Source organism: Streptomyces enissocaesilis (assembly GCF_039533765.1).
Classification (GTDB): domain Bacteria; phylum Actinomycetota; class Actinomycetes; order Streptomycetales; family Streptomycetaceae; genus Streptomyces; species Streptomyces enissocaesilis.
The window spans coordinates 19,711-46,529 of record NZ_BAAAUD010000056.1; the positions used below are offsets into that span (position 1 = coordinate 19,711).

The window sequence follows — 26,819 nt, forward strand, 5'->3', positions numbered from 1 at the left end:
TCGTGACGGTAGTCACGGACAGGTGATACCTTCGAGTGGCAGGCACCAGCAGGCCGCCGGTCGAAGGAGCCCCGCCCCATGAGCCCCTTTCCCAGCTCAGCTCCCCGCACGGAGCAGTGGCGCCATCTGCGGCTGACCGTCGAGGACGCCGTCGCCACCGTCACCCTCGCCCGGCCCGAGAAACTCAACGCGCTCACCTTCGGCGCGTACGCCGATCTGCGCGACCTCCTCGCCGAGCTGTCCCGCGAGCGCGCCGTGCGCGCCCTGGTCCTCGGCGGCGAGGGCCGCGGCTTCTGCTCGGGCGGCGACGTCGACGAGATCATCGGTGCCACGCTCTCCATGGACACCGCCCAGCTCCTCGACTTCAACCGGATGACCGGCCAGGTCGTACGGGCGCTGCGCGAATGCCCCTTCCCGGTGATCGCCGCCGTGCACGGAGTGGCGGCGGGCGCCGGCGCCGTCCTCGCCCTCGCCGCGGACTTCCGGATCGCCGACCCCTCCGCCCGCTTCGCCTTCCTCTTCACCAGGGTCGGCCTCTCGGGCGGCGACATGGGCGCGGCGTACCTGCTGCCGCGTGTCGTCGGGCTCGGGCACGCCACCAGGCTGCTGATGCTCGGCGAGCCGGTGCGCGCCTCCGAGGCGGAGCGGATCGGCCTGATCAGCGAGATGACGGACGAGGGCCAGGCGGACACCCGCGCCGCCGAACTGGCCCGGCGCCTCGCCGACGGCCCGGCCCTGGCGCACGCGCAGACCAAGGCGCTGCTCACCACCGAGCTCGACATGCCGCTCGCCGCCGCCGTCGAGCTGGACGCCGCCACCCAGGCGCTGCTGATGAACGGCGCGGACTACGCCGAGTTCCACGCGGCGTTCACCGAGAAGCGTCCCCCGAAGTGGCAGGGGCGTTAGCGGTGCCGGCGGCCGGCGCCCCCCCACCGCGGGCCCTGCGCGTCGCGGTCGTCGGCGGCGGCCCCGGCGGGCTCTACGCCGCCGCCCTCCTCAAGCGGCTCGGTCCCGCACGCGAGGTCACCGTCTGGGAGCGGGGCGCCCCCGACGACACCTTCGGCTTCGGCGTCGTCCTCTCCGACGAGACGCTGGGCGGCATCGCGCACGCCGACCCCGTGGTCCACCGCGCGCTCCAGGAGGAGTTCGTACGGTGGGACGGCATCGACATCGTCCACCGCGGCCGGACCCTGACCTCCGGCGGCCACGGTTTCGCCGCCCTCGGCCGCCGCCGGCTCCTGGAGATCCTGCACGAGCGCTGCCGCTGCCTCGGTGTCGTTCTGCGCGTCCGCGAGGAGGCGCCGCCCGCCGCCGAACTCTCCGCGGCGTACGACCTGGTGGTCGCCGCGGACGGGGTGCACAGCCGCACCCGCGCGGCGTACGCCGATGTCTTCGGACCCCGCGTCACCACCCACCGCTGCCGCTACATCTGGCTCGCCGCCGACTTCGCCCTCGACGCCTTCCGCTTCGAGACCGCCGAGACCGGACACGGCGTCATGCAGCTCCACGGCTACCCCTACGCGAAGAACGCGTCGACCGTCATCGTCGAGATGCGCGAGGAGGTCTGGCGGGCCGCCGGCCTCGACCGCTGCGACGAGGCCGAATCGACGGAGCGCTGCGCCGCGTTCTTCGCCGGAGCGCTCGGCGGCCGCCCCCTGCGCTCCAACTCCTCCTCCTGGACGGCCTTCCGCACCGTCGTCAACGACCGCTGGAGCCACGGCAACACGGTCCTGCTCGGCGACGCCGCCCACACCGCCCACTTCTCCATCGGCTCGGGCACCAAGCTCGCCGTCGAGGACGCCCTGGCGCTGGCCGCGTGCGTCGAGGAGCAGCCCGACCTGCCGGCCGCCCTGGCGGCGTACGAGAGCGAGCGCCGCCCCGTCGTCGCCTCCACGCAGCGCGCGGCCGCCGCCAGCCTGCGCTGGTTCGAGGAACTCGGCACGTACCTCGGCCAGCCGCCCCACCAGTTCGCCTTCAACCTGCTCACCCGCAGCCGCCGCGTCACCCACGACAACCTGCGGCTGCGCGACCCGGCCTTCACGGAGACCGCCGAGGACGACTTCGGCTGCCCGCCCGGCACACCCCCGATGTTCACCCCCTTCCGGCTGCGCGGTCTGACCCTGCGCAACCGGGTCGTGGTGTCGCCCATGGACATGTACTCGGCGACCGACGGCGTCCCCGGCGACTTCCACCTCGTCCACCTCGGCGCCCGGGCCCTGGGCGGAGCGGGCCTGGTCATGACCGAGATGGTGTGCGTGAGCCCACAGGGCCGCATCACCCCGGGCTGCACCGGCCTCTACACCCCCGGGCAGGCCGCCGCCTGGCGCCGGATCACCGACTTCGTGCACCGGCGGTCACCGGGCACGGCTGTCGGCGTCCAGCTCGGCCACTCGGGGCGCAAGGGCTCGACGCGGCTGATGTGGGAGGGCATCGACCAGCCGCTGGACGACGGCAACTGGCCCGTGTCCGCCGCCTCCCCGCTGCCGTACCGCGCGGGCGTCAACCAGGTTCCGCGCGAACTCGATCCGGCCGGACTCGCCGCCGTCCGGGAACAGTTCGTCTCGGCGGCGGTGCGGGCGGCCGAAGCCGGTTTCGACCTCCTCGAACTGCACTGCGCGCACGGCTACTTGCTCTCCGGCTTCCTCTCCCCCCTCACCAACCGGCGGACCGACGCGTACGGCGGTTCCCTCGCCGGCCGCCTCCGCTTCCCCCTGGAGGTCTTCGACGCCGTACGGGCCGTCTGGCCGGACGACCGGCCGATGACGGTCCGCATCTCCGCCACCGACTGGGCGCACGGCGGCACCACGGGCGAGGACGCGGTGGAGATCGCCCGCGCCTTCGCCGCACACGGCGCCGACGCGATCGACGTCTCGACCGGGCAGGTCGTGCCCGACGAAGCCCCCGAGTACGGCCGTTCGTACCAGACGCCGTACGCCGACCGCATCCGCAACACCCTGGGCGTGCCGGTCGTCGCGGTCGGCGCGATCTCGTCCTGGGACGACGTCAACTCCCTGCTGCTGGCGGGCCGCGCCGACCTGTGCGCGCTGGCGCGCCCGCACCTCTACGACCCGCACTGGACGCTCCACGCGGCGGCCGAGCAGGGCTACACGGGGCCGGGCGCGCCGTGGCCCCCGCCGTACCGGGCGGGCAACCGGACCCCGCCGGCCGGGCGCACGGACGCGCCGAAGCCGAGGCTGACGCTGTCATAGGGCGGGCGGGGAAAGCCCCGCCGCAGGCGACCGGCCCCCCATCGCGATCTCCACCCGGTCCGCCACCGCCCGGTAGCCGATCCGCCGGTACACCCCGTTGCTCGTCGGGTTCGCGAGGTCCGTGAACAGGAGCACCTCACCCGCCCCCGCGCCCCGCACCGCCCCGCTCGCCGCGGCCGTGACCGCCGCCGCGTACCCCCGCCCGCGCCACTGGGGCGCCGTATAGACAGGCGCGACACGCACCGTGCCCGCCACGGGCCGTGAGACGCCCGCCGTCGACACGGGGACGCCGTCGTGCTCCCACAGGGTCAGACCGCCGTAGGCGATGCGGTCGTCGACCGCCCGGCCGGCGCCCGGCGCGGGTTGGCCGGTCTCCCGGCGGAAGGCGTCGACCCACTCCACCAGCAGCGCCCGGTCGGCCGTGGTCGCCACCCGCGCGCGGCCCGGCGGCGAAGGGTCCGGCGGGGTCAGTACCCCGAGCCGGTACAGCCGTCGCTCCACCACGGTGGTGACCTCCGCGCCGGTACGACGCCATTCGGCCGCCAGCGCCCCGGCCGTGCCCCGCTCCGCGCTGACCGCCGGGCTGCCGAACGTCACGCACGCCCCGGCCGGCGGCGCCACCGCCTCCGCCGGCACGGTCCCCACCAGCACCGCGTACGGCGGCGTCCACAGCAGCGCGCCGTCCACGCGGCCGTCCGCGCCGCGCCACCAGCCGTACCGGGGGGTGCCTTCGCCGTACGCGTCGCTGCCGCGCCGCCTCAGTGTCCCGGCGACCGTGAGCAGCAGCGTGTTCTCCGCCGGCCGGGCGGCGACGGTGGCGCCCGCGACTGTCAGGTACTCGTCGAGGTCTTCACTGAAAGTCCAGGTCATGCCCCATGCTGCCCGGCGCCGCCGCTTCTCGTCACCCGCTTTTCGTCACCGCTTCCCATCACCCGTTTCCCGTCCGGTCACCGCCGCCGCGTACGAACTCCGCGCCCGCGTCGCGCAGTCGCGCGTGCAGCCCCGCGAACACCTCCGCCGAGCGCACCCCCGGCCAGTCCGCCGGCAGCAGCTCGGCCGGAAGGCCGGGGTCGGCGTACGGAAGGCGGCGCCAGGAGTCGAGGGCCAGAAGGTAGTCCCGGTAGGACTCCCGCGGATCCGGCGCCGCGTCGCCCCGCGCCGTCCACGACCGCAGCACCGGCTCGTGCAGATCGAGGAACTGCTCGTGCTGCTTGGCGATCGCCGCCAGGTCCCACCAGCGCGCCACCGCCTCCTCCGTCGCGGCGAAGCCGAGGTGCTCCCCGCGGAACAGATCGACGTACGCGGCGAGTTGGAGGCGCTCCAGCGTGTGCCGGGTCTCCTCGTACAGCCCCGCCGGCGCGATCCACACCCCCGGCGCCGCCGCCCCGAAGCCCAGCCGGGCGAGGCGGGAGCGCAGCACGTGCCGCTTGGCGCGCTCGGCCTCGGGGACCGAGAAGACGGCGAGCACCCAGCCGTCGGACAGCCGTGGCGCGGGGCGGTCGTAGATGCGGCGGTCGCCGTCGTCGAGGAGCTGGTGGGCGTCGCCGGACAGCGCGTAACCGGCGGCGCCCTCCGGCGTGCGGGCGGCCACGAGCAGCCCGCGGCGCTTGAGCCGGGAGACCGACGAGCGCACCGACGGCGCGTCGACCCCGACGGCGGCCAGCAGCCGGATCAGCTCGGCCACCGGCATGGGCTCCATCGGCACGGACTCCGCGCCCGCGCCGGGAGTGCGTCCGTACGCGCCGTAGAGGGAGACGATCAGGGAACGGGGGGTGTGCTGCTCGGCCACGTGATCACTCTACGGCCGTCGCCCCACGGCCGCCCGCAGCCGGAAGCGCTGGAGCTTGCCGGTCGGGGTGCGGGGGAGCGCGTCCAGGAAGACGATGTCGCGCGGGCACTTGTACGGCGCCAGCTCGGCCTTGACGAAGTCGCGCAGCCGCGCCGCCGTCGCCTCCCCGCGCACGGCCCCGGCGCGCAGCACGGCGTACGCCACCACCACCTGGCCGCGCAGCTCGTCGGCCCGTCCCACCACCGCCGCCTCCACCACGTCGGGATGGCGCAGCAGCGCCTCCTCGACCTCCGGGCCCGCGATGTTGTACCCGGCCGAAATGATCATGTCGTCGGCGCGGGCGACGTAGCGGAAGTAGCCGTCGCCGTCGCGGACGTAGGTGTCGCCGGTGAGGTTCCAGCCGTCTCGCGCGTACTGCGTCTGGCGGTCGTCCGCGAGGTAGCGGCAGCCCACGGGCCCGCGCACCGCCAGCAGTCCGGGTTCGCCGTCGGGCACGGGCCGGCCCGATCCGTCGACCACCCGCGCCTCCCAGCCCGGCACGGGCACGCCCGTCGTGCCCGGCCTGACCGCCTCGTCCGCCGCCGAGATGAAGATGTGCAGCAGCTCGGTCGCGCCGATGCCGTTGATGATGCGCAGCCCGGTGCGTCCGTACCAGGCGTGCCAGGTGGCGGCGGGCAGGTTCTCGCCGGCCGAGACGCAGCGGCGCAGGGCGCGCAGGTCGTACGCGCCCACGTCGTCCAGCATCGCCCGGTACGCCGTCGGCGCGGTGAACAGCACCGACACCCGGTGCTCGGCGAGGGCGGGCAGCAGCTGTCCTGGCCCCGCCTGTTCGAGCAGCAGCGCCGACGCGCCCGCCCGCATCGGGAAGATCACCAGCCCGCCGAGCCCGAACGTGAAACCGAGGGGTGGACTGCCCGTGAAGACGTCGTCGGGCTCCGGCTTCAGCACGTGGCGCGAGAAGGTGTCGGCGACGGCCAGCACGTCGCGGTGGAAGTGCATGCAGCCCTTGGGCCGCCCGGTGGTCCCCGAGGTGAAGGCGATCAGCGCGACGTCGTCGGCGGACGTCCGAACGGCGGCGTACCGGGACGGCTTGCCGTCCGCCGCCCGCAGCAGGTCGTCGGGCGCGCCGCCGCCGTACGCCGTGATGCGCATCCCCGGCACCCCGGCCTTCACGAGGTCGTCGAGGGCCCGTACGTCGCACAGGGCGTGGCGGACCCGCGCGATCTCGCACAGGGTGGCCAGCTCGGCCGCCCGCTGCTGCGCCAGCACCGTCACCGCCACCGCGCCCGCCTTCATCACCGCGAGCCAGCAGGCCGCCAGCCACGGCGTGGTGGGTCCCCGCAGCAGGACGCGGTTGCCGGGCACGACACCCAGGTCGGTGGTGAGGACGTGCGCGATCCGGTCGACGCGGCCGAGCAGTTCGCCGTACGTCCAGACCTCGCCCGCGCCGGTACGGAAGACGGGCCGGTCCGGGCCGAAGCGCTCGACCGTACGGTCCAGGAGCTCCGCCCCGCAGTTGAGGCGATCGGGATAGCGCAGCTCAGGACGGTCGAGCAGCAGCCGCGGCCACTGACGGGCGGGCGGCAGCCGGTCGCGGGGAAAGGTGTCGACGTGCGCTGAGGTCTTCAGCTCCATGACGGGATCGCCCCCTTGTCGCCTCTTGAGCGTATCGTTTGGGTGACGACAGTCAACGGTCCGCAATAAAGTGGGGTGCGAGGACATGCCGGGATTCGCGCTGGAACCTCAGCAGCAGGAGTGGTGCGAGCGACTGCGCACGCTGGCCGCCGACCATCTGCGCCCTCTCGCGGAGAAAGGCGAACCGGGCAAGGTGAACCGCCCGTTGGTCGCCGCCCTCGGGGAACACGGGCTGCTGCGGCGCCTGTTCGGCTCCGGCGCGCTCGATCTCTGCCTGATGCGTGAATCCCTCGCCCGTGCCTGCACCGAGGCCGAGACCGCCCTCGCCCTGCAGGGGCTCGGCGCGAGCCCGGTGGCCAGGTCCGGCACGGACGGTCAACGAGCGCGCTGGCTGCCCGAAGTGACCACGGGGCGGGCGGTCGCCGCCTTCGCGCTCAGCGAGCCGGGCGCGGGATCGGACGCCGCGGCGCTCTCGCTCACGACCGCACCGGAGGGGGACGGATGGCGCCTGTCCGGTGAGAAGTGCTGGATCTCCAACGCGCCGGAGGCCGACTTCTACACCGTGTTCGCCCTGACCACCGAGGGCGCGGGAGCCCGTGGTGTCACCGCCTTCCTGGTCCCCGCCGACCGGCCCGGCCTGACCGGCACCCCGCTCGACATGCTCTCGCCGCACCCCATCGGGGCCCTGGCCTTCGACGGCGTCCCGGTCACCCGCGCCGATGTGATCGGCGAGGTGGACCGCGGCTTCCGCGTCGCCATGGACACCCTCAATCTCTTCCGTCCCAGCGTCGGCGCCTTCGCCGTCGGCATGGCCCAGGCCGCCCTCGACGCGGCTCTCGCGCACACCGCGAGCCGCACCGCCTTCGGCGGCCCCCTCAAGGACCTCCAGTCGGTCGCCCACCGGGTCGCCGAGATGGCGACCCGCACGGAGGCCGCGCGCCTGCTCGTGTACGCCGCCGCCTCGGCCTACGACGCGGGCGCGCCCGGCGTCCCGCGAAGCGCCGCCATGGCCAAGCTGTTCGCCACCGAGACCGCCCAGTACGTCGTCGACGCGGCCGTCCAGCTGCACGGCGCCCGCGCCCTCCAGCGCGGCCACCTCCTCGAACACCTCTACCGCGAGGTCCGCGCCCCCCGTATCTACGAAGGCGCGACCGAGGTCCAGCGCACGATCATCGCGAAGGAGCTGTACCGATGACCTCGCACTCCCCGGACTCCTCGCACTCCCCGGTCCCCGCGGCTCCCCCGCACCACCCGCGCCCTCCGCACTCCCCGCACCACCTGCACCGCGTCAACCCGGCCGAACTCTCCCCGCCCACCGGCTTCTCGCACGCCGTCACCGCCACCGGCTCCCGGCTGGTCTTCCTGGCGGGCCAGACGGCCCTCGACACGGACGGCAAGCCCGTCGGCGACACGCTCCCCGCCCAGTTCGAGACGGCCCTCGGCAACCTCCTCACCGCCCTGCGCGCCGCCGGGGGCGCCCCCGCCGACCTGGCCCGCGTCACCGTCTACGCCACGGATGTCGCCGACTACCGCGCCCACGCCCGCGAACTGGGCCGCATCTGGAGCCGACTGGCGGGCCGCGACTACCCCGCCATGGCGGTGATCGGCGCGGTCCGTCTCTGGGACGAGCAGTGCCTGGTGGAGCTGGACGGGGTGGCCGTACTGCCCTGACGGCGACAGCTCCTCGTACGGTTTCGGCCCCTCGGCCCTCTTGCCTGTCTCGCCGAAACGCGGTGAACTCCGCCCAGCCCCGACCGGGATGGGAAGCTGTGCGCACAGAAGGCCGCCCCCATCCTCCGTACGCGGCCGCCTCCATGGACGGAAACGAGGACACCCCCCATGAGCAGTGCCTGGTTCGAACGCCCCACCCTGACGGGCCGTTACGTACGTCTTGAGCCATTGACCACCGGCCACGCCGAGGGGCTCTTCGAGGCGCTCAAGGACCCCGCCGTCTGGACCTGGCTGTCCAGGAAGCAGCCCGCCGACGCCGCGGGAATGCGGAAGATCGTCGAAGGGCTGCTGGCCAGGCAGGAGGAGGGCGACAGCGTCGCGCTCGCGCAGATCGACGTCGCCACCGGTGAAGTGGCGGGTTCCACCTCGTACTACGAGGTGGAACCCGCCCACCGTGGCATCGCGATCGGCTCGACCTGGCTCGGCAGCCGCTTCCAGCGCACCGGCATCAACACCGAGGCCAAACTGCTCCTGCTGGGCCGGGCCTTCGACGACCTCGGCGCGCGGCGCGTCACCTGGCACACCGACCACCGCAACGAGCGCTCGCAGCGGGCCGTCGAGCGCCTCGGCGCACGGCGCGAGGGCGTCCTGCGCAGCCATCGGACGAGGCCCGACGGGACCGTGCGCGACACCGTCGTCTACTCGATGCTGCGCGACGAGTGGCCGTCCGCGCGCGAGGCGCTGACCGCCCGCCTCGTGCGTCCCCGACGGCAGGGGTGCTGATCGACTGGTGACCCGCAGGCTCCGGGCTTACGGTCGAAGGGTGGGCACAGCCGCCCCACCACCGTCGCGGTGGCGCTCCTCGCGGCCTTCGTCCTGGTGGAGCGGCGCTCGAAGCAGCCCATCACGCCATTGCGCATGTTCGCCGACCGCAACCGGGCGGGCACGTACGGCATCATGCTCACCCTCGCCGCCGCGATGTTCAGCATGTTCTCCTTCCTCACGCTGTTCGTCCAGAACGTGCTGGACTTCGGCCCGCTCCGGGCCGGTGCGGCTTTCCTGCCGGTCAGCGTGGTCATCGCGGTGGGCGCGGGCCTGGCCTCCCAGCTCCTGCCGAGGTACGGCCCGAAGCCCTTCATGGTGACCGGCTCGGTCCTGGCCGCGGCGGGGCTGTCCTGGCTGACCCTGACGGACGTCCACTCGACGTACCTGGGCAGCGTCCTGGGACCGATGCTCGTCTTCAGCCTCGGCATGGGCACGAACTCCGTCGCGCTGACGCTGATGGCGGTCTCCGACGTGCCCCCGCACGAGTCGGGCGCGGCCTCGGGCCTGCTCAACGTCATGCAGCAGGTGGGCGGCTTCCTGGGCCTGTCCATCCTCGTCACGGTGTTCGGTACGGCCAGCGGCGACGAGGCCGGCCGTCGGATACCGCGGTTCCTCGCCCGGGCGGGCCCCGCCGAACGCGCGCGGTTCGAGCGGACCGGGCAGCTCCCGTCGCCGTGGGGCGACGAGGTGCTCACCTCGGGGGTCTCCGCCGCCTTCGTCGTCGCCGCGGTGTTCACCGTGGCGGCCGCGGTCATCGCGCTGTTCGCCATCCAGGTGCGCCCGTCCGACCTGGAACGCCTCCGGGGCGGCCACGGGGCCGGTTCCTGAGCCCGCCCGTGGCGCGTCGGTCCTCGGGGCGGGCAGACACCCTCCGACGGTGGCCCTCTTCTCGGGTCTCCGGCTCGTCCGGAGTTTTCGACGCCCGGTGCGGGATACCCGTTCGCGGTGATCTTCCGATCTGTCCGACGGAAAAGGGAAGCCGATGCGCGCACTGACCGTCCGCCCGCATGCAAAGGATTCGCTGGAGGTCCGCGACCTGCCCGCGCCGGTGCCCCAGGAGGGGCAGCTGCTGGTGGACGGTCTCGCGGTGGGGGTCTGCGGGACGGACAAGGAGATCGTCGAAGGCGGTTACGGCTGGGCGCCCCCGGGCCGTGACTGGCTGGTGCTGGGGCACGAGTCGCTCGGGCGGGTCCGCCAAGCCCCGCCGGGCAGCGGGTTCTCGGCCGGTGACCTGGTCGTCGGCGTGGTCCGCCGGCCCGATCCGCAGCCGTGCGGCGCCTGCGCGCGCGGCGAGTTCGACATGTGCCGCAACGGCGGGTACACCGAGCGGGGCATCAAGCAGATCGACGGCTACGGCTCGCAGATGTGGTGCGTGGAGGCGGAGTACGCGGTCGAGCTCGACGCGCGCCTCGAACGGGTGGGGACGCTGCTGGAGCCGACGAGCGTGGTGGCCAAGGCGTGGGAGCAGGTGGAACGGGTCGGCGGCAGGTCCTGGTTCGAGCCGCGGCGCGTGCTGGTGACGGGGGCCGGCCCGATCGGGGCGCTGGCCGCTCTGCTGGGCGTGCAGCGCGGTCTGGACGTACACGTGCTGGACCGCGTCACCGGAGGTCCCAAGCCGGCGCTGATGGAGGCTCTGGGCGCGACGTACCACGCGGAGAGCGCCGAGAAGGTGATCCCGGCCCTCAGCCCGGACGTCATCATCGAAGCCACCGGGGCGGCCGAGGTGGTGTTCGCGTCGATGTCCGGCACCGCGCCCTACGGCATCGTCTGCCTGACCGGTGTGTCACCCACCGGCCGCACCCTGAACGTGGAGGGCGGCACCGTCAACCGGGAGATCGTGCTGGAGAACGACGTGGTGGTGGGCTCGGTCAACGCCAACCTGCGCCACTACCGGCAGGCCGCGGACGCACTGGCCGGGGCGGATCTTCCGTGGCTGGAGAGGCTCATCACCCGCAGGGTTCCGCTGGACCGTGCCGAGGAGGCGTTCACGGTACGGTCCGACGACATCAAGGTCGTCGTGGACCTCGGCCCAGGGGCCGAATGACCCTGACCGCGGACGCGGGACTCCGGCAGGCCCCGAGGCACGGCCCGGACCCGGAGGCACGGCCCGAACCCGCACCGGCCCTGCGGCGCCCGCGCACCGGCCGCGCGGTCAGCGGCGCGTCCTCGCGCGACGACGGTGCTCCCGCAGCATCGCGCTGTCCGCGAGCGCCAGCAGAGCCAGGACGGCGAAGAGTATCGCGACGGCTCCCAGCGCCCACGGGTTCGGAGCACTGCCCCCGTGCGAGCGCGACGCCCACACCCCGAACAGCACGGCGAGAGCCAGGAACAGCGGTGTGTGGATCTTCGCGAGCACGTGCCTCAGCCTGTACGCACGGCGTGCGGCCACCGCCTCCCCGGCGTCGTGCCGGCCCGGGGGCGGGGGAGGGCCCGGGGGCGGGGGAGGGCCCGCGCCGTCCTCACGGCGCAGCTCGCCCGGCTCGGGACTGTGGTCGCGCATCGACGCCTCCAGCGGCGAAGGACCCCTCGTTCCCAGGGTAGTCCCGCTCCGGGCGGACCCATGCGGTACTTCCGCCAGAGCCTCGAAGCTGTACTAGCCTGAACCGATGTCTCACAACGCTGCTCCCCTGATCGTCGTCATGGGTGTCTCAGGATCGGGAAAGACAACGGTCGGCCAGGCGATCGCCCAGCGGCTCGCTGTGCCCTATGCCGAAGCCGACGATTTCCATTCGCCGCAGAACGTGGCCAAGATGCGGGCCGGCGTCCCCCTGGACGACGAGGACCGCCGCCCGTGGCTCGACGCGATCGCCACCTGGCTCGACGAGCACGCCGGACGGGGAGGCGTGGTCACCTGCTCGGCCCTGAAGCGGCGTTACCGCGACCGGCTCGCCGCCGTGTCGCCCGAAGTCCTCTTCCTCCACCTCGACGGTTCGGCGGAGCTCATCGCCGGCCGGCTCGCGCAGCGCGAGGACCACTTCATGCCGGCGAGCCTCCTCCAGTCCCAGATCGACGCCCTGGAACCGCTGGAGCCCGACGAGTCCGGCGCGGCCGTTCCCATCGACGGAACGCCCGAGCGGACGACCGCTCTGGCACTCGCCGCGGTCGAGGCCCGATGAACCGGACGCCGGACGCGGGCTGAGCGTCCTCGCTGCGTACCTGGCGGCTTGCCGCCGCACTGCTGCTGGTCCGCGACTTCGCACCACCCTCCCGGGACGAAGCAAAGGCATGAACCGGCCCGTACGGGCGACCGGGCCCCAGGGGAGGCGTGAGCGAGGTCACAGGTACCGGCGGATCGGTATGACGGCCGCCTCCCGGGCGCGCTGGACGAGCGAGCGCTTCTTCCACCGCGCCGCGCTGATGCGCTCGCTCACGTCGAGGTCCTCGTCGAAGTGGCGGTCCAGGGAGGCGGTGAACCCCTCGTCCAGAACAGCGAGCATGACCTCTTCGTCGTGGTCGAGAGAGCGCCGGTTGAAGTTGGTGGACCCGATCAGGGAGAGCACGTGATCGACGGTGATGACCTTGGCGTGCATCATCGTCGGCTGGTACTGGAAGATCTTCACGCCGCAGGCGGTGAGGTCCTCGTAGTAGCGCTGCCCGGCCAGCTGGCAGACGCGCTTGTCGGTGTGCGGGCCCGGCAGCAGGATCTCCACCTCGACCCCGCGGCGCGCGGTGGCGCAGAGCAACTCGATGAAGTACGCGTCGGGGGAGAAGTAGGCGGTGGCCAGACGGAACCTTTCCTCGGCGGACTCCAGCCCGACCCGGATCAGGGTCTGCATGTCCTGCCAGCCGAAACTGGCCGATCCGCGTACCACCTGGACGACCGCGTCGCCCTGCGGGCGGTGCTCGACGAACCGGTCGCGGTCGTCGAAGAGGTTCTCGTGACATTCGGCCCAGTTCTGGGCGAAGGCCGCGGCGATGCCGTCCACCGCCGGGCCCCGGACCTGCACGTGGGTGTCGCGCCACTCGTTCTCGTTGCGGGCGTCGCCGCACCATTCCTGGGCGATCCCCACACCGCCGGTGAAGGCCGTGTGCTCGTCGACGACGAGGACCTTGCGGTGGCAGCGGTGGTTCTGTTTGAAGGGCGAGAGGTGCAGGGGCTTGCGGAACCACGCGACCTGGACCCCGGCCCGCTCCATCGCCTCCAGCTGGTCCTTCTCGATCAGCCGGCTGCCGAAGCCGTCCAGCAGCAGCCGCACCCGTATCCCCTGGCGGGCACGCTCGGCCAGCGCCTGGGCGAACTCGCGGGCTATGTCGCCCTTCCAGTACACGAACGTCATCATGTCCACGGTGTGCTCCGCGGAGCGGATCCCGGCCAGCATCGCCGCGAAGATCTCGTCCCCGTTACGGAGCGGGACCAGCATGTTGCCCTCGGTGGCGGCGATGCCGATCAGTCTCTCCAGACGCCGCCGTATTCGCGCCGCGCGGTCCTCGAAGGACCGGGCGGCCTGCGGGAGGGCGGTGCCGGGATTCGTTTCCGGCGGGTCCTGTGTGCTGGTCATGGAGTCACCTGGCCGGCGCAGACGGGGGGCGGGAACTGCGGGCCCGGTCCGGCGCGGGCCGCCGCAGCGTGGTGACTGTACCGGGTGGCCCGCGTCCCTCACGACCCGCTCTGCCGTGGCCCGGCACCGGAAGGACCGGCTGCCTCCTCGACCGTGCGGGTACGCGCCGGCCCTGAGCGGCTAGAGTTCCGGCCCGGCGGAAGATCCGACAAGAGGGGGCGCTGTGGCCAAGGTCGACATCAGTCTCGACGCGGAACTGGTGGTGGAAGTGATGGTCCTGGCCGGGATCGGCTCGCCCCAGGACGCCGTCGAGGCGGTCGTACGCGACTACATCGCCCGCGGCCACCGCACGGAGGCACGGGTCGAGTTCAAAGAACGGGCCGTGCGCGAGGCCGAGGCCAAACCGCAGGAGCCGCAGGGCTGACCGACGCGCGACGCCCGGACCGCCCGCCCCCGGGGCGGGCGTCTCATCTCCGCGGAGCAGGCGCCGGCGCAGGGGGAGCGCGCCGGCTGAAGACCCGCTCCCCCTGGGGGCGCGTGGCTCCCCACGACGCGTCCCGATGACGGCCGCGTTGGCCGGACTTCTGCTGACGGCAGGGCTGTCGGTGACACAGGCGTCCACGGCGCAAGCCGCCACGGCTCCGTGCGGGGGCACCTACACGATCGTCGTCGGCGGCACGGGAAGCTCGTGGCACAACGACAACTTCACCGGCGGCATCCAGCAGCACGTCGGGTACCCCACCCAGATTCCCAACGGCGCGAGCGCCCGGGCATGCGTCAATGAGCTGAACCGGCTGGTGCGCGACCAACGCGCCGCGTGCCCGGGCCAGCATGTCAAGATGGGTGGGTACTCCTTGGGCGCCGCGGTGGTGCACATCTGGATCACCGAGAACTGGCAGACCTTCGACAACGTCAACGCCATTCTCATCGCGGACCCCAAGCGCCAGGCCGGACCCGGTGCCAACGGGGGATCCGTGCCGTTCGGCGGCATCGTTGGCGCGCTGTCCAGCGTCCTCCAGGCCGCCGTCGTGGAGGACGACGAGCGGCAGATGGACCGACGCTTGGAACGGGCCGTCCTGGAGTTGTCGGAGCGGCGTGACCCGAGAGCCACGATCTGCCCCTCCGACGCCGCACGGGCGGTGTACGAAGGGGAGGGCGACGGCTGGCGCGCGCTGATGGAGCCGGCACGTCGCGCGGTCCACCGGCTGGTCGAGGCCGGTGAGGTGGAGATCACCCAGGGTGGTAGCCCCGTAGAGCCCTCGAAGGTCCGCAGCCCGATCCGCGTCCGTCGCGCCCGCTGAGGTCCGTCCCGCTCGTGTGGCACCCGGCCGGACGGGTGCCATGAGGCGCCCCTGACCTCCGGTTCAGGGAAGCGGACGGATCGCGTACGCGCCGAAACTCACGGATACGCGCGGAGAATCAAGAACGAGGCGTCCTGGACCTGGGGGAAGATCGCGGTTGACCGCGTGTCCTGATGTCGTCCGTCCGAGCCGCAGGACAGCATCGACCGGATGAAGCCTCCTGCGGACCCGGAGCGGACTCCGGACGGCAGATACGTGGTCGTCGACCACCGCCGATGGCGTGCGACGGATCCGGAGATCCCCGAGGACGTCGCCTCCCGCCTACGGCATCATCTGATGGCGGCGCGCCGCGGGGTGGCTGCCGCACGCCGCGCCGCTGACGCGAAGGCTGAGGGCCGGGCGCGGAAACGCGTGAACACCGCGAAGGTGGCGCTCGGTGAGCGGGGTGATCCCTGGTGGGAGCAGTCTGCCGAGGTTCGCCGTCTGCGCTGGGAGAGGGGGCTCCACGAGCTCGACAAGGCTGAGCGGGAGGAGGGCGGGCGCGCACCGTGAGGCGGGTTGTCTCCTCGGGCGTGGTACGAGGCTCCGGCTCGTGGTGCACGGAGCGATCAGGTCCCTGGACCCCTGCCAATTCGAAGCGGACCGCTGTGCACTCCGGTACGGGGCCGCTGGGGGGTGAGGTCCGACATACCTCGCGCGGGAGTTCGCCGAGAAGGGGCCGGCCGTTGCGCGCAGGGATGGGCCCCGGCGGGTCGGTTCGTCCCGGGGGAGCCGGGGCGCCCGGCCGGCGATGCCGCCCTGACCGGTATGACCTCAGCCTCCGGGGAAAGGAGACTCACGTTCCCCACCCCGGGCGAGAGGAGTCCACCGATGGCAGCCGACGACATGGGGCACGCCGAGGACGCGTGGTGGCGGTCCGCGGTGGTCTACCAGGTCTATCCGCGCAGCTTCGCCGACTCCGACGGTGACGGCGTCGGCGACCTGGACGGCCTCACCGGACGCCTGGACCATCTGTCCGGGCTCGGCGTCGACGTGCTTTGGCTGTCGCCCGTCAACCCGTCCCCGCAGGCCGACAACGGGTACGACATCAGCGACTACCAGGACATCGACCCCGTCTTCGGTGACCTGGCGGCCTTCGACCGGCTGGTGGGCGCCGTGCACGAGCGCGGGATGAAACTCGTCATGGACCTGGTCGTCAACCACACCTCCGACGAGCATCCGTGGTTCCAGGAGTCACGCGACCCGGCGAGCCCGAAGCGCGACTGGTACTGGTGGCGTCCGCCACGTGAGGGACGCGAACCCAACAACTGGGGCTCCTTCTTCTCCGGTGCCGCCTGGGAGCTGGACGCGGCGAGCGACGCGTACTACCTCCATCTCTTCTCGCCGAAGCAGCCCGACCTCAACTGGGAGAACCCCCGGATGCGTCGGGCCGTGTACGCGATGATGCGCTGGTGGCTGGACCGGGGCGTGGACGGCTTCCGGATGGACGTCGTCAACCTCATCTCCAAGGACCCCGCCCTCCCCGACGGCGAGGTGCACGAACAGGGGCCGTACGGTGACGGCTCGCCCTACTTCGTCTGCGGACCCCGCATACACGACTACCTCCAGGAGATGCACCGCGAGGTGATCGCCCGGTACCCGGGCCGGCTGCTGACCGTCGGGGAGATGCCCGGGGTGACGGTCGAGCAGGCCCGCCTGTTCACCGACCCGGCGCGTGCCGAGCTCGACATGGTCTTCCAGTTCGAGCACGTGGGGCTCGATCACGGGCGGGGCAAGTTCGATCCCCGCCCGCTGCGGCTCACCGACCTCAAGGACTCGCTCGGCCGCTGGCAGTCCGGCCTCGCCGACGTCGGGTGGAACAGCCTGTACTGGAACAACCACGACCAGCCCCGGGCGGTCTCCCGGTTCGGTGACGACGGACCGAGCCACCGGACCCGGTCCGCGACGATGCTCGCGACCGTGCTCCACCTGCACCGGGGCACGCCGTACGTCTACCAGGGCGAGGAACTCGGCATGGCCAACGCGCCTCTGCGCACCGTCGAGGACTTCAGGGACATCGAGTCCCTGAACCACTACACGGAGGCGCTGCGCGCGGGGGCGCAACCCGAAGACGTCCTGCCGGGACTACGGGCGATGGGCCGCGACAACGCCCGTACACCCATGCAGTGGGACGCGTCCCCGCATGCGGGGTTCACCACAGGCACCCCGTGGATCCCCGTCAACCCGGACCACACCGAGGTCAACGCCGAAGCGGCCCTCGCGGACCCCGGCTCCGTCTACCACCACTACCGTCGGCTGATCGCCCTCCGGCACCAGGAACCGGCCGTCGTGCACGGCGACTTCACGATGCTGCTGCCGGACGACGAGCGGATCTACGCGTTCACACGCCGGCACGGCCGCACAGTGCTCCTGGTCGTCGGAAATTTCACCGGCGACACGGCCTCCGCCGTCATGCCCGCCGGATGGGACGGCGCCGAACTCGTCATGAGCAACGGCCCTTCGGTCCCCGCGCGGCCCGGCCGCCTCGTGCTCGCCCCGTGGGAGGCGCGGGTGCACCGGCGCAACGACTGAGCCGAGCGGGCGCGACGGCGATCGATGATCCCTCCGGTACCGGGTATGCGGACCTCATGACCGTCTATGGATTCCACGCCTCCCACGAACAAGTACCTCCCGCCGACCTGCTGGCAGCCGTCGTACGCGCGGAAGGCGCGGGCTTCACCGCCGCGATGTGCTCGGATCACTTCTCGCCCTGGAGTGTCCGGCAGGGTGAGTCCGGCTTCGCCTGGTCCTGGCTCGGCGCGGCGCTCCAGGCCACCGGCCGGATCCCCTTCGGAGTGGTGAACGCCCCGGGCCAGCGCTACCACCCGGCGATCGTCGCGCAGGCGATCGGCAGCCTCGCCGCGATGTACCCAGGCCGCTTCTGGGCGGCGCTGGGAAGCGGTGAGGCGTCCAACGAGCACATAACCGGCGACCGTTGGCCGCGCAAGGACGTCCGGAACGCGCGGCTGCGCGAGTGCGTCGACATCATCCGGGCGCTGCTGCGCGGCGAGGAGGTGAGCCACGACGGGCTGGTGACCGTGGACCGGGCCCGGCTGTGGACGCGCCCGGAGACGGTGCCGCCGTTGGTGGGAGCCGCGTGCAGCGAGGCGACCGCGCGGTGGTGCGCGGAGTGGGCGGACGGCCTGATCACGGTCAACGCGCCGCGCGAGACGCTGCGCCGGATCGTGGATGCCTACCGTTCGGCGGGTGGCGCCGGCCGGCTGCACCTCCAGGTGCACCTCAGCTGGGCCCCCGACCTGGGGACCGCCCAGGAACTCGCCCACGACCAGTGGCGCACCAATGTTCACGGGCCGCCGGCGAGCTGGGACCTGGACTCGGCCGAGCTGTTCGACAACGTCAGCGAGCACGTCTCACCGGACAGGGTCGCGGAGTCCGTCAACATCTCCGACGACCTCGGCCGGCACGCGGCCTGGCTCCAGGAGTACGCCGACCTGGGCTTCGACGCCGTCATGCTGCACCACGTCGGCAAGGAGCAGAGCGCCTTCATCGACGCGTTCGGCGCGAAGGTGCTGCCGCAGCTGGACGTCACCCGTCCCCCGGCCGCCGTCGCGGAGGGTGTCCGATGAGGATGACCCGTACCTCCGACCTGTGGTGGAAGAACGCGGTCGTCTACTGCCTGGACGTGGAGACGTACCAGGACTCCGACGGCGACGGCACCGGCGACTTCGCGGGGCTGACCCAGCGCATCGACCACCTGGTGCGCCTCGGTGTCACCTGCGTGTGGCTGATGCCGTTCTATCCGACGCGGGAACGCGACGACGGCTACGACATCACCGACTTCTACGCCGTCGATCCCCGGCTCGGCACGCTGGGCGACTTCACCGAGTTCGTGCGCACCGCCCGCGACCGGGGCATCCGGGTCATCGCCGACCTGGTCGTCAACCACACCTCCGACCACCATCCGTGGTTCCAGGACGCCCGCTCCAGCCGCACGTCGAAGTACCGCGACTGGTACGTCTGGTGCGACAGCCCGCCGGAGGACGGCCCCGGGGGTGTGGTCTTCCCCGACGTCGAGAAGAGCGTGTGGGAGTACGACGAGACCACCGAGCAGTACTACCTGCACCGGTTCTACAAGCAGCAGCCCGACCTCAACGTCGCCAACCCGGCGGTCCGTGACGAGATAGCGCGCATCATGGGCTTCTGGACGCAGCTCGGACTGTCGGGATTCCGGGTCGACGCGGTGCCGTTCCTGCTGGAGACCGACGGCCAGGAGGACGCGGACCAGCTGCCCGACCCGCACGAGTACCTCGCCGACCTGCGGGCCTTCCTCGGACGTCGCAGCGGTGACGCGGTGCTGCTGGGCGAGGTGAACCTGCCCTACCCGGACACCGCGAAGTTCTTCGGCGACTCGGAGTCCTCCCGCGGTGACGAGCTGACCATGTGCTTCGACTTCATCGGTATGCAACAGATGTACCTGTCGATGGCGCGGGGCGAGGCGGCCCCCCTGGCGGCGGCTCTCCGGGAGCGCCCCGCGGCGCCCCGCGACGCGCACTGGGCGACGTTCGTCCGCAACCACGACGAGCTCACGCTCGACAAACTCGACGACGACGAGCGCGCCGAGGTGTTCGCCGCCTTCGGCCCCGACAAGGACATGCAGCTCTACGACCGGGGCCTGCGCCGCCGCCTGCCGCCGATGGTCGACGGCGACCGGCGGCGCGTGGAACTGGCGTACAGCCTGCTCTTCTCCTTGCCCGGCACACCGGTGCTGTTCTACGGCGAGGAGATAGGCATGGGCGAGAACCTCGCCGCCGAGGGCCGGCAGGCCGTCCGCACCCCGATGCAGTGGACGCCCGACAAGAGTGGCGGTTTCACCGCGGGGGAGGGAGTGGAGCTGCCCAATCCCGTCGTGACGGGTGCGTTCGGCCCGACGAAGGTCAACGCGCACGACCAGGCGCACGACCCGGCTTCGCCGCTGGGTCGGATGCGGACGCTGATCGAACGCTACCGGGAGACCCCCGAGCTGGCCTGGGGCGACTACCGGGTCATCGACGCGGACGATCCGGGCGTGCTGGTCCACCTCAGTTCGCTGGAGGGCGGCGCGGTGCTCGTGCTGCACAATTTCTCCGAGCGGTCCGTCACCGCCTCCGTCGAGGTCCCGGGACTGAGGGGCGGCCGGCTGCTCACCGATGTCTTCACCGGTGACACCCTCAAGTCGGCGGCCGCCGGCCTCGTCGATGTCGCGCTGGACCCGTACGGCTACCGGTGGCTGAGGGTCAACACCCCCCTTGACGACCCGGATCGGGCGACAGCGGTGTGATCCGACGCGCGCGAGGTGTCCGGCCGCACGGAGTGGGCCGGGCACCTCGCGCGATGGTCGTCCCGCCGGCTAAGGCGCGTCCACCAGAGTGCGGCCGTCGGCGGGAACGAGCGAGGCGAGGCCGCCGGCGTAGGCGGACTCGACGCGGGATCGTTCAGTCGCGTTCGGAACCGCGTTCGTGCAACTGGTGCCCGCGGCCGACCCTGACATCAGCTGGGAGCACGGGCCGGGCTTGGTGTCGGGCAGACCCAGGCTGTGCCCCATCTCGTGGGTGGCGATGCGGGTCTTGTCATAGCCCTCGGACACCGCCTGGTTGCCGAGTTCGACACGCACCTGGCCACCCGGGCGCACCGGTCCGAGTGTCGCCTGCGGCCAGCCACTGGTGGCGACGATCTGGATCTCGGCCCGGGTGCCGGGTGCGGCTTCGACGAGCCTGACGTTGCTGACGTTCCGGTTCCACGAGGCGACTCCGGCGGCGATCGCCGCTTCCCAGCCGCCTGCGCGGCTGTCGTCGTAGTGGAGTGTCACTGCGGCAGCCACGCTTGTTGCTGCGGTCAACTCCGGTGCGGGCGCGGGCGCGGGTGCGGCGTGGGCTGCTGTTGCTGTGGCCAGGGCGACCGCGAAGGCGGCGCCGGCCGCCTTCAGCCATGAGGAGTGCGGCATTGCTGTCCCTTCACTCGTGGGGGACTCGGCTCGCTCCGAACCGAGAGCGGGGAGGGGCCGCGACCGGCGGAGTGGCCGGTCGCAGGTTCTCCGGGGGCCTCAGAACTATGCCCATCGCTCCGTGCTTATCATGCCCCTGTCATCAAGGGAGGGCTGGAAAGGAGCGGTGCGGTCCGCGTCAGAGGTCCGGAGCGGGCCGCCTGCGCCGTGTGAGACGGCGCTCATGACCACACATGAAAGCGGCCCGTTCGGACACACGCCCGATGAAGTCATGACGAGCTGGGTGATGCGGCGTTACTCTGCGCGGACGATTCTTCAGTGAAGGTACGGATGCGTCGTTCCGTAGGCCGGAATGTGTCGTTCCGTAGTGTGATCGCCGTCATCGGCTCCCTCGGTGCCGCGGCCCCCGCGTCATCGGCACCCCGTACCCCACCCCCAAGTCGCCGGTGGCGGTGGGGTACGGGGGAGCCGTCTCGAGTGTCGACGCCGACGCGTCGGCGGCCGGCATCGAGGTGCTCCGCAAGGGAGGCAACGCCGTCGACGCCGCCGTGGCGACCGCCGCCGCGGCGACCGCCGCCGCGCTGGGGGTCACCGAGCCGTACGCGGCGGGCATCGGAGGCGGCGGCCACTTCGTCTACTACGACGCCTGGACGCGCACCGTGCGAACCATCGACGGCCGCGAGACCGCCCCCGGAGCGCCGACTCCTCGCTCTTCCTGGAGGACGGGCAGCCGATCCCCTTCGCCGACGCAGTGACCAGCGGACTGAGCGTCGGGACCCTCGGCGCCCCCCGCGACCTGGGACAAGGCGTTGTACGCCTGGGGCGGCAAGCCGTTCGGACGGCTGCTCGGACCGGCTGAACGGCTCGCCCGCGACGGCTTCGTGGTGGACGAGACCTTCCGCTCCCAGACCGCCGACCACCAGGCGCGCTTCGCCGGCTTCCCCGCGACCGCCGAACTCTGCCTGCCTGGTGGCCAGTTGCCGGTGACCGGCTCGGTCTTCAAGAACCCCGACCTCGCCCTTCGTACCGGACGCCGGGCCGTGAGGGCGTCGACGAGCTGTACCGGGGCGAACTGCCCCAGGACATCGTGTCCACGGTGCGCACACCGCCCGTGGACCCGGCCGCCACCAGGGTGGTGCGCGCCGGAGACCTGACGACCCGGGACCTCAAGGCGTACCGCGCACTGAGCCAGGCGCCGACCAAGGTCTCCTGCCGAGGGCTCGAGGTGTACGGCATCGCACCGTCGTCCTCCGGTGGTACCAGCGTGGGCGAGGCCCTCGGCATCTCTGAGTCCAGTGACCTTTCGAAGGCGAGTGAGACGCAGTACCTGCACCATCTCATCGAGGCGAGCCTGCATGGAGGAACGCCCGGACACAGTCGCCTTTGGCGCTGCCCTGGACGCCGTTCTTGCCTACACGGCAGGCGCCACCGTCTCCGACGCCACCGTCAGCCGACTCCAAGACGCGATCCTGGACATCCGCCTGAACCTTCTCGGTCTGCCACCCGGCTGGCGCACTCCCCGCCTGGACACCCTTGACCTCGGCGACCGCCGCTCGTCACGGCAGGCGGCCAGGAGCCGCTCGCGGGTGTCCCGTCCGGCGGCGAGGTCGGCGACGGCCTGGCACGGCGGGTTTTTGGCGGCGATCACGCGGGGCTCGCGCTGGTTTCGCGGCGAGGCCAGCTGCGCCGACCGGCATCCAGCGTTCCGGGGCCACTTTGGCGGCCACCCTCCGTTAAGACTGACGGTCACTCAGGCATGACTGACGCCTCGTCATGCATTCAAGATCATCTTGCGCCTGCGTTGCACAAGGCGCTGAAAAACAACAGTGCTCAGTGAAGGGCCGTGAAGGTAAGTATTCGCAGGTCAACTGGCATGCTGAGGCGCCGTGCCCCTTGCCCTCAAGGGGCACGGCGCCCCGCCGGTCAGATGTCCCGGAAGATCTCGATCTGCGCGCCGACCGAGTTCAGGCGCTCGGCGAGGTCTTCGTACCCGCGGTTGATGACGTACACGTTGCGCAGTACGGACGTGCCTTCGGCCGCCATCATGGCCAGCAGGACGACCACCGCGGGCCGCAGCGCCGGCGGGCACATCATCTCGGCGGCGCGCCACCGGGTCGGGCCCTCGACCAGTACGCGGTGCGGGTCCAGGAGCTGGAGGCGGCCGCCGAGGCGGTTGAGGTCCGTCAGGTAGATCGCGCGGTTGTCGTACACCCAGTCGTGGATCAGGGTCTGGCCCTGGGCGACCGCCGCGATCGCCGCGAAGAACGGCACGTTGTCGATGTTCAGCCCGGGGAACGGCATCGGGTGGATCTTGTCGATCGGCGCCTCCAGCTTGGAGGGCCGTACGGTCAGGTCCACCAGCCGCGTACGCCCGTTGTCGGCCTCGTACTCGCCCGTGCGGTCGTGGTCGAGGCCCATCTCCTCCAGCACCGCGAGCTCGATCTCCAGGAACTCGATCGGGACCCGGCGGATCGTCAGCTCGGAGCCCGTCACCACGGCGGCCGCGAGCAGGCTCATCGCCTCGACCGGGTCCTCGGAGGGCGAGTAGTCGACGTCCACGTCGATGTTCGGTACGCCGTGCACGGTCAGCGTGGTCGTGCCGATCCCGTCGACCCGTACGCCCAGTGCCTCCAGGAAGAAGCACAGGTCCTGGACCATGTAGTTGGACGAGGCGTTGCGGATGACGCTCACGCCGTCGTGGCGGGCGGCGGCGAGCAGCGCGTTCTCGGTCACCGTGTCGCCGCGCTCGGTCAGCACGATCGGGCGGCCGGGTCCGGCCGAAGGCTCCACCACCGCGTGGTAGATGCCCTCGGTCGCGGTGATGTCCAGACCGAAGCGGCGCAGCGCGATCATGTGCGGCTCGATGGTGCGGGTGCCGAGGTCGCAGCCGCCCGCGTACGGGAGTCTGAAGCGGTCCATGCGGTGCAGCAGCGGGCCGAGGAACATGATGATGCTCCGCGTCCGGCGCGCCGCCTCGGCGTCCATGGAGTCCATGTCCAGCTCGGCGGGCGGGACGATCTCCAGGTCCTTCCCGTCGTTGATCCAACGGGCGCGCACCCCGATCGAGTTGAGCACCTCCAGCAGGCGGTACACCTCCTCGATGCGCGCCACGCGCCTCAGCACGGTACGGCCCTTGTTGAGCAGCGAGGCGCAAAGCAGCGCCACGCACGCGTTCTTGCTCGTCTTCACGTCGATCGAGCCGGAGAGGCGCCGTCCACCGACGACACGCAGATGCATCGGTCCCGCGTACCCCAACGAGACGATTTCACTGTCGAGAGCCTCACCGATGCGCGCGATCATCTCAAGACTGATGTTCTGGTTCCCGCGCTCGATGCGGTTCACGGCGCTCTGGCTGGTGCCCAGCGCCTCGGCGAGCTGACTCTGTGTCCAGCCCCGGTGCTGACGGGCGTCACGGATGAGCTTGCCGATGCGTACGAGGTAGTCGTCTGCCATAGCGGCAGATTATCTCGGATATGAGATGACGCATTCCCAGGGGTGGATGTGGAGGCGGGGGCGGGGGCGGGCGGAAGGGTGCGGTTGAAGCGGAAGAGGTCGGCCCTCCGTCTCTCGTGGTCCGGCGGAGACCCTTCCGCGCATACCTGACACCTGCCGTCAGGGTTTCCCGGCCGTCGGCGGTGCGGCGCGCCGGCCGAGGTCGAGTTCGGCGGCTTCGGAGAGACGGCCGAGCCCCGTGGTGCCCGCCGAGCGCCTGGACGAGGGGCGGGAGCTGTTCTGCGGCGCTACTGGCCCGGGGGCGGCAAACGGCCGCTGCGGCGGTCGGCAACCGGGTCGGCGGCCGTCACGCATGAGGTCGCGTCTCCGCGGTACGAACCCGTCCGGGCCGGTGAAGGGCCCGGCATGCCGCCGGTCGCGCGCCGGTGCGACCCGGTGCCGTCGGGAGTGACGCCGACGTCCTTGGCGGGGCCCCGGCCGGCGGGGAACCGCTTGCGCGCGGCCACGTCCGCGACTCCCGGCAGGAGCGTGATCTCGTCGGCCCGCCGGGTGGCGCCGGCCCCCGGGGCGGCGCCGACGAGGCTGTTGGCGGTGGCCGGCCGGGGCGCCGTCGTCTCGCCACCGCGGCGGTCGCCCGTTTTCGCTGCGAGGGATTGGTGTCCCCTGACATCCAACCGAGGCGGTTGACAGTGAACCCAGCCGTTTCGGCTTCCATAGCAGCGAACCTGGCCACCAACTTGACGTGGGCTTGCCAATTGATGCTCGGTATCGTGTCCGTACGCTGAGCACGATCGCGCTGAACTAGAAGTTAGGGACGGCGGGTTGGCAGGGGAAGCGAGGGTAGGGCGAGTCGTCGGTGGGCGTTATCGGCTTGTCGAGGGGCTGGCGTCTGGTGGGTTCGGGCGGGTGTGGGCCGCGTACGACGAGACGTTGGGCGTGGACGTGGCGGTCAAGGAGATCTGGCTGCCGCCGGCCGGCTCGGACGGGGAACATCGCGAGCGGGTGGCCCGTGCTACGCGTGAGGCACGTAACGCGGCGAAGTTGCGGGACCATCCGCACATCGTCGCCGTCCACGACGTGGTGGTCGAGAACGGCGTGCCGTGGACGGTGATGCGGCTGGTCGACGGGTGTTCCCTGGAGGGACGCCTGCGCGCGGAGGGGCCATTGCCCGCGCCGCGCGTGGCCGAGGTGGCCGGTGCTTTGCTCAAGGCGCTGGGTGCGGCCCACGCGATGGGGATCGTGCATCGGGATGTGAAGCCGGCCAATGTGATGCTCGCCCGCGACGGACAGGTGTTGCTGACCGACTTCGGCATCTCCGTGCGTCAGACGGACACCGCGCTCACCTCCACGGGCGGGGTCATCGGCTCCGCCGAGTACATGGCACCGGAGCGGCTGAACGGTGTCGACGAGGCGGCCGGTGATCTGTTCTCGCTGGGAGCGACGCTGTACCAGGCAGTGGAAGGCGTCTCACCGTTTCGGCGGGAGACCCCGACCGCGACCCTGGCGGCGGTGGCATCGGCCCAGGCCCAGCCGCCGGAGCGGGCCGACGCCCTCACCCCTCTGATCACCCGCCTGCTGGCCAAGGAACCCGGCGACCGCCCGACCGTCACGGCGGCCCTGGACATGCTGCGCGGCGGTGGGTCCACGGCGGTGATCACGGAAAAGGTGGCACCTGCCTCGCCCGGGACGTTATCCCCGCGAACGGAGGAGCGGGGAGCGTTGCGGGTCACCAATCCGGGCGGGGTGCGGCGCAAGGTCGTCAAGGCGGTCCGGGACGCACTGCGCGGCGGCGGGCCTATCACTCCGGCGTCCCCGCGAACGGAGGAGCGGGGAGCGTTGCGGGTCACCAATCGGAGTGGGGTGCGGCTCAAGGTCATCGTCGATGGCGTCTGGTGTGTCAATGTCCAGAGCGGCGTCAGCAACACCGTCAAGGTCGAGCCGGGAGTGCACAATGTGCGCTGCGAGCGGGCCCGAGCCACGCTGCCCGGTCGCGGCGAGCCGATTACGGCCCGGGTCGGCCGCGGCTCCACCGTGCAACTGTTCGCCCTCACGCAGGGCAGACACGTGCTCCTGAGTACGGACCTGTCGCGCACCAGGCCGAGGATGACCGGGGGGACGGGGCTCGCGGTGGGGCTCATCGGGCTCGGGATCAGCCTCGTGGTCCTGATCGGGGCCATTCTCACCCACCGCGACACCCTCGCCGGAGATGGCCAGTTCGTCGCGAACGACGAGGAGGCTCTTTCGCTCGCGGTGACGAGCATGGGTTTGGGCTGTGCGGTGGGTGGCTTTCTCCTGCAGATCGGCTTCCGCGCAGCACGGAACAGACCGGAGTCCTTCCGTTCTGCCGCCAGGGCCTCACTGCTCCTCACCGGCGTCTGTGTGGCCGTGATGCTGGGTCTCTGGATGCCTCTCGCATAAGGGGACGTATCAGGTCATGGCCGAGTTGACGCGTTAGCC

General features: G+C 71.9%; 23 protein-coding genes and 2 pseudogenes. 17 read left to right on the plus strand and 8 right to left on the minus strand.

Going from position 1 to position 26,819, the window contains the following annotated elements; genetic code table 11:
• The first annotated feature begins 78 nt into the window (after positions 1 to 78).
• Positions 79 to 906, plus strand: a complete 828-nt coding sequence (locus ABD374_RS28745; RefSeq protein ID WP_344499026.1) for an enoyl-CoA hydratase family protein — start codon at positions 79 to 81, stop codon at positions 904 to 906.
• Positions 891 to 3,209, plus strand: coding sequence for a bifunctional salicylyl-CoA 5-hydroxylase/oxidoreductase (locus tag ABD374_RS28750; protein ID WP_344499028.1), 2,319 nt, complete (start codon positions 891 to 893; stop codon positions 3,207 to 3,209). The genes ABD374_RS28745 and ABD374_RS28750 overlap by 16 nt, the downstream gene beginning before the upstream one ends.
• Here ABD374_RS28750 and ABD374_RS28755 read toward each other — a convergent pair.
• Genes ABD374_RS28755 through ABD374_RS28765 form a run of 3 tightly spaced genes read right to left on the minus strand, consistent with a single transcriptional unit; the run spans position 3,204 to position 6,633 of the window.
• Positions 3,204 to 4,079, minus strand: coding sequence for a GNAT family N-acetyltransferase (locus ABD374_RS28755; protein WP_344499029.1), 876 nt, complete (start codon positions 4,077 to 4,079; stop codon positions 3,204 to 3,206). The two genes, ABD374_RS28750 and ABD374_RS28755, sit on opposite strands and share 6 nt — an antisense overlap.
• A 58-nt stretch (positions 4,080 to 4,137) precedes the next feature.
• A complete protein-coding gene (locus ABD374_RS28760) occupies positions 4,138 to 4,998 on the minus strand; it encodes a PaaX family transcriptional regulator (RefSeq protein WP_344499031.1) in 861 nt (286 codons plus the stop codon).
• Positions 4,999 to 5,007: 9 nt separating this feature from the next.
• Positions 5,008 to 6,633: an AMP-binding protein gene (locus tag ABD374_RS28765; protein ID WP_344499033.1), complete on the minus strand. Its 1,626-nt coding sequence runs from the start codon at positions 6,631 to 6,633 to the stop codon at positions 5,008 to 5,010.
• A gap of 85 nt (positions 6,634 to 6,718) precedes the next feature.
• On the opposite strand from ABD374_RS28765, the gene ABD374_RS28770 reads away from it, so the two are divergent.
• From ABD374_RS28770 to ABD374_RS28790, 5 genes and pseudogenes are all read left to right on the plus strand, one after another.
• Positions 6,719 to 7,828 (plus strand): acyl-CoA dehydrogenase family protein, encoded by a 1,110-nt coding sequence (locus ABD374_RS28770; RefSeq protein ID WP_344499035.1) that lies wholly within the window; start codon positions 6,719 to 6,721, stop codon positions 7,826 to 7,828.
• Positions 7,825 to 8,304, plus strand: a complete 480-nt coding sequence (locus ABD374_RS28775) for a RidA family protein (RefSeq protein ID WP_344499037.1) — start codon at positions 7,825 to 7,827, stop codon at positions 8,302 to 8,304. Before ABD374_RS28770 ends, ABD374_RS28775 begins: the two co-directional genes overlap by 4 nt.
• 168 nt (positions 8,305 to 8,472) lie before the next feature.
• Positions 8,473 to 9,087, plus strand: coding sequence for a GNAT family N-acetyltransferase (locus ABD374_RS28780; RefSeq protein WP_344499039.1), 615 nt, complete (start codon positions 8,473 to 8,475; stop codon positions 9,085 to 9,087).
• A 66-nt stretch (positions 9,088 to 9,153) separates the two neighbouring features.
• A pseudogene (locus tag ABD374_RS28785) lies at positions 9,154 to 9,957 on the plus strand (MFS transporter); the annotation flags it as partial.
• Between the two features lie 154 nt (positions 9,958 to 10,111).
• Positions 10,112 to 11,173 (plus strand): glucose 1-dehydrogenase, encoded by a 1,062-nt coding sequence (locus tag ABD374_RS28790; RefSeq protein WP_344499041.1) that lies wholly within the window; start codon positions 10,112 to 10,114, stop codon positions 11,171 to 11,173.
• A gap of 108 nt (positions 11,174 to 11,281) precedes the next feature.
• Here the strand turns inward: ABD374_RS28790 and ABD374_RS28795 are convergent, their stop codons facing one another.
• Positions 11,282 to 11,629, minus strand: coding sequence for a hypothetical protein (locus ABD374_RS28795; RefSeq protein ID WP_344499043.1), 348 nt, complete (start codon positions 11,627 to 11,629; stop codon positions 11,282 to 11,284).
• Positions 11,630 to 11,735: 106 nt separating this feature from the next.
• Between ABD374_RS28795 and ABD374_RS28800 the strand changes: the two genes are divergently transcribed.
• Positions 11,736 to 12,245, plus strand: coding sequence for a gluconokinase (locus ABD374_RS28800; protein WP_344499045.1), 510 nt, complete (start codon positions 11,736 to 11,738; stop codon positions 12,243 to 12,245).
• A 159-nt stretch (positions 12,246 to 12,404) separates the two neighbouring features.
• On the opposite strand, the gene ABD374_RS28805 is transcribed toward ABD374_RS28800, so the two are convergent.
• The gene (locus tag ABD374_RS28805) at positions 12,405 to 13,628 is read right to left on the minus strand and encodes a phospholipase D-like domain-containing protein (protein WP_344499047.1); all 1,224 of its coding nucleotides are present in this window, start codon (positions 13,626 to 13,628) and stop codon (positions 12,405 to 12,407) included.
• Between the two features lie 223 nt (positions 13,629 to 13,851).
• On the opposite strand from ABD374_RS28805, the gene ABD374_RS28810 reads away from it, so the two are divergent.
• The 6 genes from ABD374_RS28810 (at position 13,852) to ABD374_RS28835 (ending at position 20,246) form a co-directional block, all read left to right on the plus strand.
• Positions 13,852 to 14,052: a DUF2191 domain-containing protein gene (locus tag ABD374_RS28810; protein WP_344499049.1), complete on the plus strand. Its 201-nt coding sequence runs from the start codon at positions 13,852 to 13,854 to the stop codon at positions 14,050 to 14,052.
• A gap of 136 nt (positions 14,053 to 14,188) precedes the next feature.
• Positions 14,189 to 14,929 (plus strand): DUF3253 domain-containing protein, encoded by a 741-nt coding sequence (locus ABD374_RS28815; protein WP_344499051.1) that lies wholly within the window; start codon positions 14,189 to 14,191, stop codon positions 14,927 to 14,929.
• A gap of 210 nt (positions 14,930 to 15,139) precedes the next feature.
• Positions 15,140 to 15,481: a hypothetical protein gene (locus tag ABD374_RS28820; protein WP_344499053.1), complete on the plus strand. Its 342-nt coding sequence runs from the start codon at positions 15,140 to 15,142 to the stop codon at positions 15,479 to 15,481.
• A gap of 318 nt (positions 15,482 to 15,799) precedes the next feature.
• Entirely contained in the window at positions 15,800 to 17,500 is a 1,701-nt protein-coding gene (locus tag ABD374_RS28825) for an alpha-glucosidase (RefSeq protein ID WP_344499055.1), read from the plus strand.
• A 56-nt stretch (positions 17,501 to 17,556) separates the two neighbouring features.
• Positions 17,557 to 18,555 (plus strand): TIGR03885 family FMN-dependent LLM class oxidoreductase, encoded by a 999-nt coding sequence (locus tag ABD374_RS28830; protein ID WP_344499057.1) that lies wholly within the window; start codon positions 17,557 to 17,559, stop codon positions 18,553 to 18,555.
• 2 nt (positions 18,556 to 18,557) lie between these two features.
• Positions 18,558 to 20,246 carry an alpha-amylase family protein gene (locus tag ABD374_RS28835; protein ID WP_344499059.1) on the plus strand — a complete coding sequence of 563 codons (1,689 nt, stop codon included), beginning with the start codon at positions 18,558 to 18,560 and terminating at the stop codon, positions 20,244 to 20,246.
• Positions 20,247 to 20,315: 69 nt separating this feature from the next.
• Here the strand turns inward: ABD374_RS28835 and ABD374_RS28840 are convergent, their stop codons facing one another.
• Positions 20,316 to 20,909 carry a snapalysin family zinc-dependent metalloprotease gene (locus ABD374_RS28840; RefSeq protein ID WP_344499061.1) on the minus strand — a complete coding sequence of 198 codons (594 nt, stop codon included), beginning with the start codon at positions 20,907 to 20,909 and terminating at the stop codon, positions 20,316 to 20,318.
• 548 nt (positions 20,910 to 21,457) lie between these two features.
• Between ABD374_RS28840 and ABD374_RS28845 the strand changes: the two are divergent.
• Together ABD374_RS28845 and ABD374_RS28850 are read left to right on the plus strand one after the other, a co-directional pair.
• Positions 21,458 to 22,063: pseudogene (locus tag ABD374_RS28845) on the plus strand (gamma-glutamyltransferase).
• On the plus strand, positions 21,994 to 22,446 hold the full coding sequence (locus ABD374_RS28850; protein WP_344499302.1) for a gamma-glutamyltransferase: 453 nt from the start codon (positions 21,994 to 21,996) through the stop codon (positions 22,444 to 22,446). Before ABD374_RS28845 ends, ABD374_RS28850 begins: the two are co-directional and overlap by 70 nt.
• A gap of 386 nt (positions 22,447 to 22,832) precedes the next feature.
• Here ABD374_RS28850 and ABD374_RS28855 read toward each other — a convergent pair whose 3' ends face one another.
• Both ABD374_RS28855 and ABD374_RS28860 read right to left on the minus strand, forming a co-directional pair.
• Positions 22,833 to 24,362 (minus strand): helix-turn-helix domain-containing protein, encoded by a 1,530-nt coding sequence (locus tag ABD374_RS28855; RefSeq protein ID WP_344499063.1) that lies wholly within the window; start codon positions 24,360 to 24,362, stop codon positions 22,833 to 22,835.
• Positions 24,363 to 24,649: 287 nt separating this feature from the next.
• Positions 24,650 to 25,036: a hypothetical protein gene (locus ABD374_RS28860; RefSeq protein ID WP_344499065.1), complete on the minus strand. Its 387-nt coding sequence runs from the start codon at positions 25,034 to 25,036 to the stop codon at positions 24,650 to 24,652.
• Positions 25,037 to 25,184: 148 nt separating this feature from the next.
• On the opposite strand from ABD374_RS28860, the gene ABD374_RS28865 reads away from it, so the two are divergent.
• Positions 25,185 to 26,780, plus strand: a complete 1,596-nt coding sequence (locus tag ABD374_RS28865) for a serine/threonine-protein kinase (RefSeq protein ID WP_344499067.1) — start codon at positions 25,185 to 25,187, stop codon at positions 26,778 to 26,780.
• Positions 26,781 to 26,819: the final 39 nt, after the last annotated feature.

Bases quoted from the DNA above. Each gene is read 5' to 3' on its own strand.
- ABD374_RS28745 (WP_344499026.1), top strand. From the start codon at position 79: ATGAGCCCCTTTCCCAGCTCAGCTCCCCGCACGGAGCAGTGGCGCCAT.
- ABD374_RS28755 (WP_344499029.1), bottom strand. From the start codon at position 4,079: ATGACCTGGACTTTCAGTGAAGACCTCGACGAGTACCTGACAGTCGCG.
- ABD374_RS28765 (WP_344499033.1), bottom strand. From the start codon at position 6,633: ATGGAGCTGAAGACCTCAGCGCACGTCGACACCTTTCCCCGCGACCGG.
- ABD374_RS28770 (WP_344499035.1), top strand. From the start codon at position 6,719: ATGCCGGGATTCGCGCTGGAACCTCAGCAGCAGGAGTGGTGCGAGCGA.
- ABD374_RS28775 (WP_344499037.1), top strand. From the start codon at position 7,825: ATGACCTCGCACTCCCCGGACTCCTCGCACTCCCCGGTCCCCGCGGCT.
- ABD374_RS28780 (WP_344499039.1), top strand. From the start codon at position 8,473: ATGAGCAGTGCCTGGTTCGAACGCCCCACCCTGACGGGCCGTTACGTA.
- ABD374_RS28790 (WP_344499041.1), top strand. From the start codon at position 10,112: ATGCGCGCACTGACCGTCCGCCCGCATGCAAAGGATTCGCTGGAGGTC.
- ABD374_RS28795 (WP_344499043.1), bottom strand. From the start codon at position 11,629: ATGCGCGACCACAGTCCCGAGCCGGGCGAGCTGCGCCGTGAGGACGGC.
- ABD374_RS28800 (WP_344499045.1), top strand. From the start codon at position 11,736: ATGTCTCACAACGCTGCTCCCCTGATCGTCGTCATGGGTGTCTCAGGA.
- ABD374_RS28805 (WP_344499047.1), bottom strand. From the start codon at position 13,628: ATGACCAGCACACAGGACCCGCCGGAAACGAATCCCGGCACCGCCCTC.
- ABD374_RS28815 (WP_344499051.1), top strand. From the start codon at position 14,189: ATGACGGCCGCGTTGGCCGGACTTCTGCTGACGGCAGGGCTGTCGGTG.
- ABD374_RS28820 (WP_344499053.1), top strand. From the start codon at position 15,140: ATGAAGCCTCCTGCGGACCCGGAGCGGACTCCGGACGGCAGATACGTG.
- ABD374_RS28825 (WP_344499055.1), top strand. From the start codon at position 15,800: ATGGCAGCCGACGACATGGGGCACGCCGAGGACGCGTGGTGGCGGTCC.
- ABD374_RS28830 (WP_344499057.1), top strand. From the start codon at position 17,557: ATGACCGTCTATGGATTCCACGCCTCCCACGAACAAGTACCTCCCGCC.
- ABD374_RS28835 (WP_344499059.1), top strand. From the start codon at position 18,558: ATGACCCGTACCTCCGACCTGTGGTGGAAGAACGCGGTCGTCTACTGC.
- ABD374_RS28840 (WP_344499061.1), bottom strand. From the start codon at position 20,909: ATGCCGCACTCCTCATGGCTGAAGGCGGCCGGCGCCGCCTTCGCGGTC.
- ABD374_RS28855 (WP_344499063.1), bottom strand. From the start codon at position 24,362: ATGGCAGACGACTACCTCGTACGCATCGGCAAGCTCATCCGTGACGCC.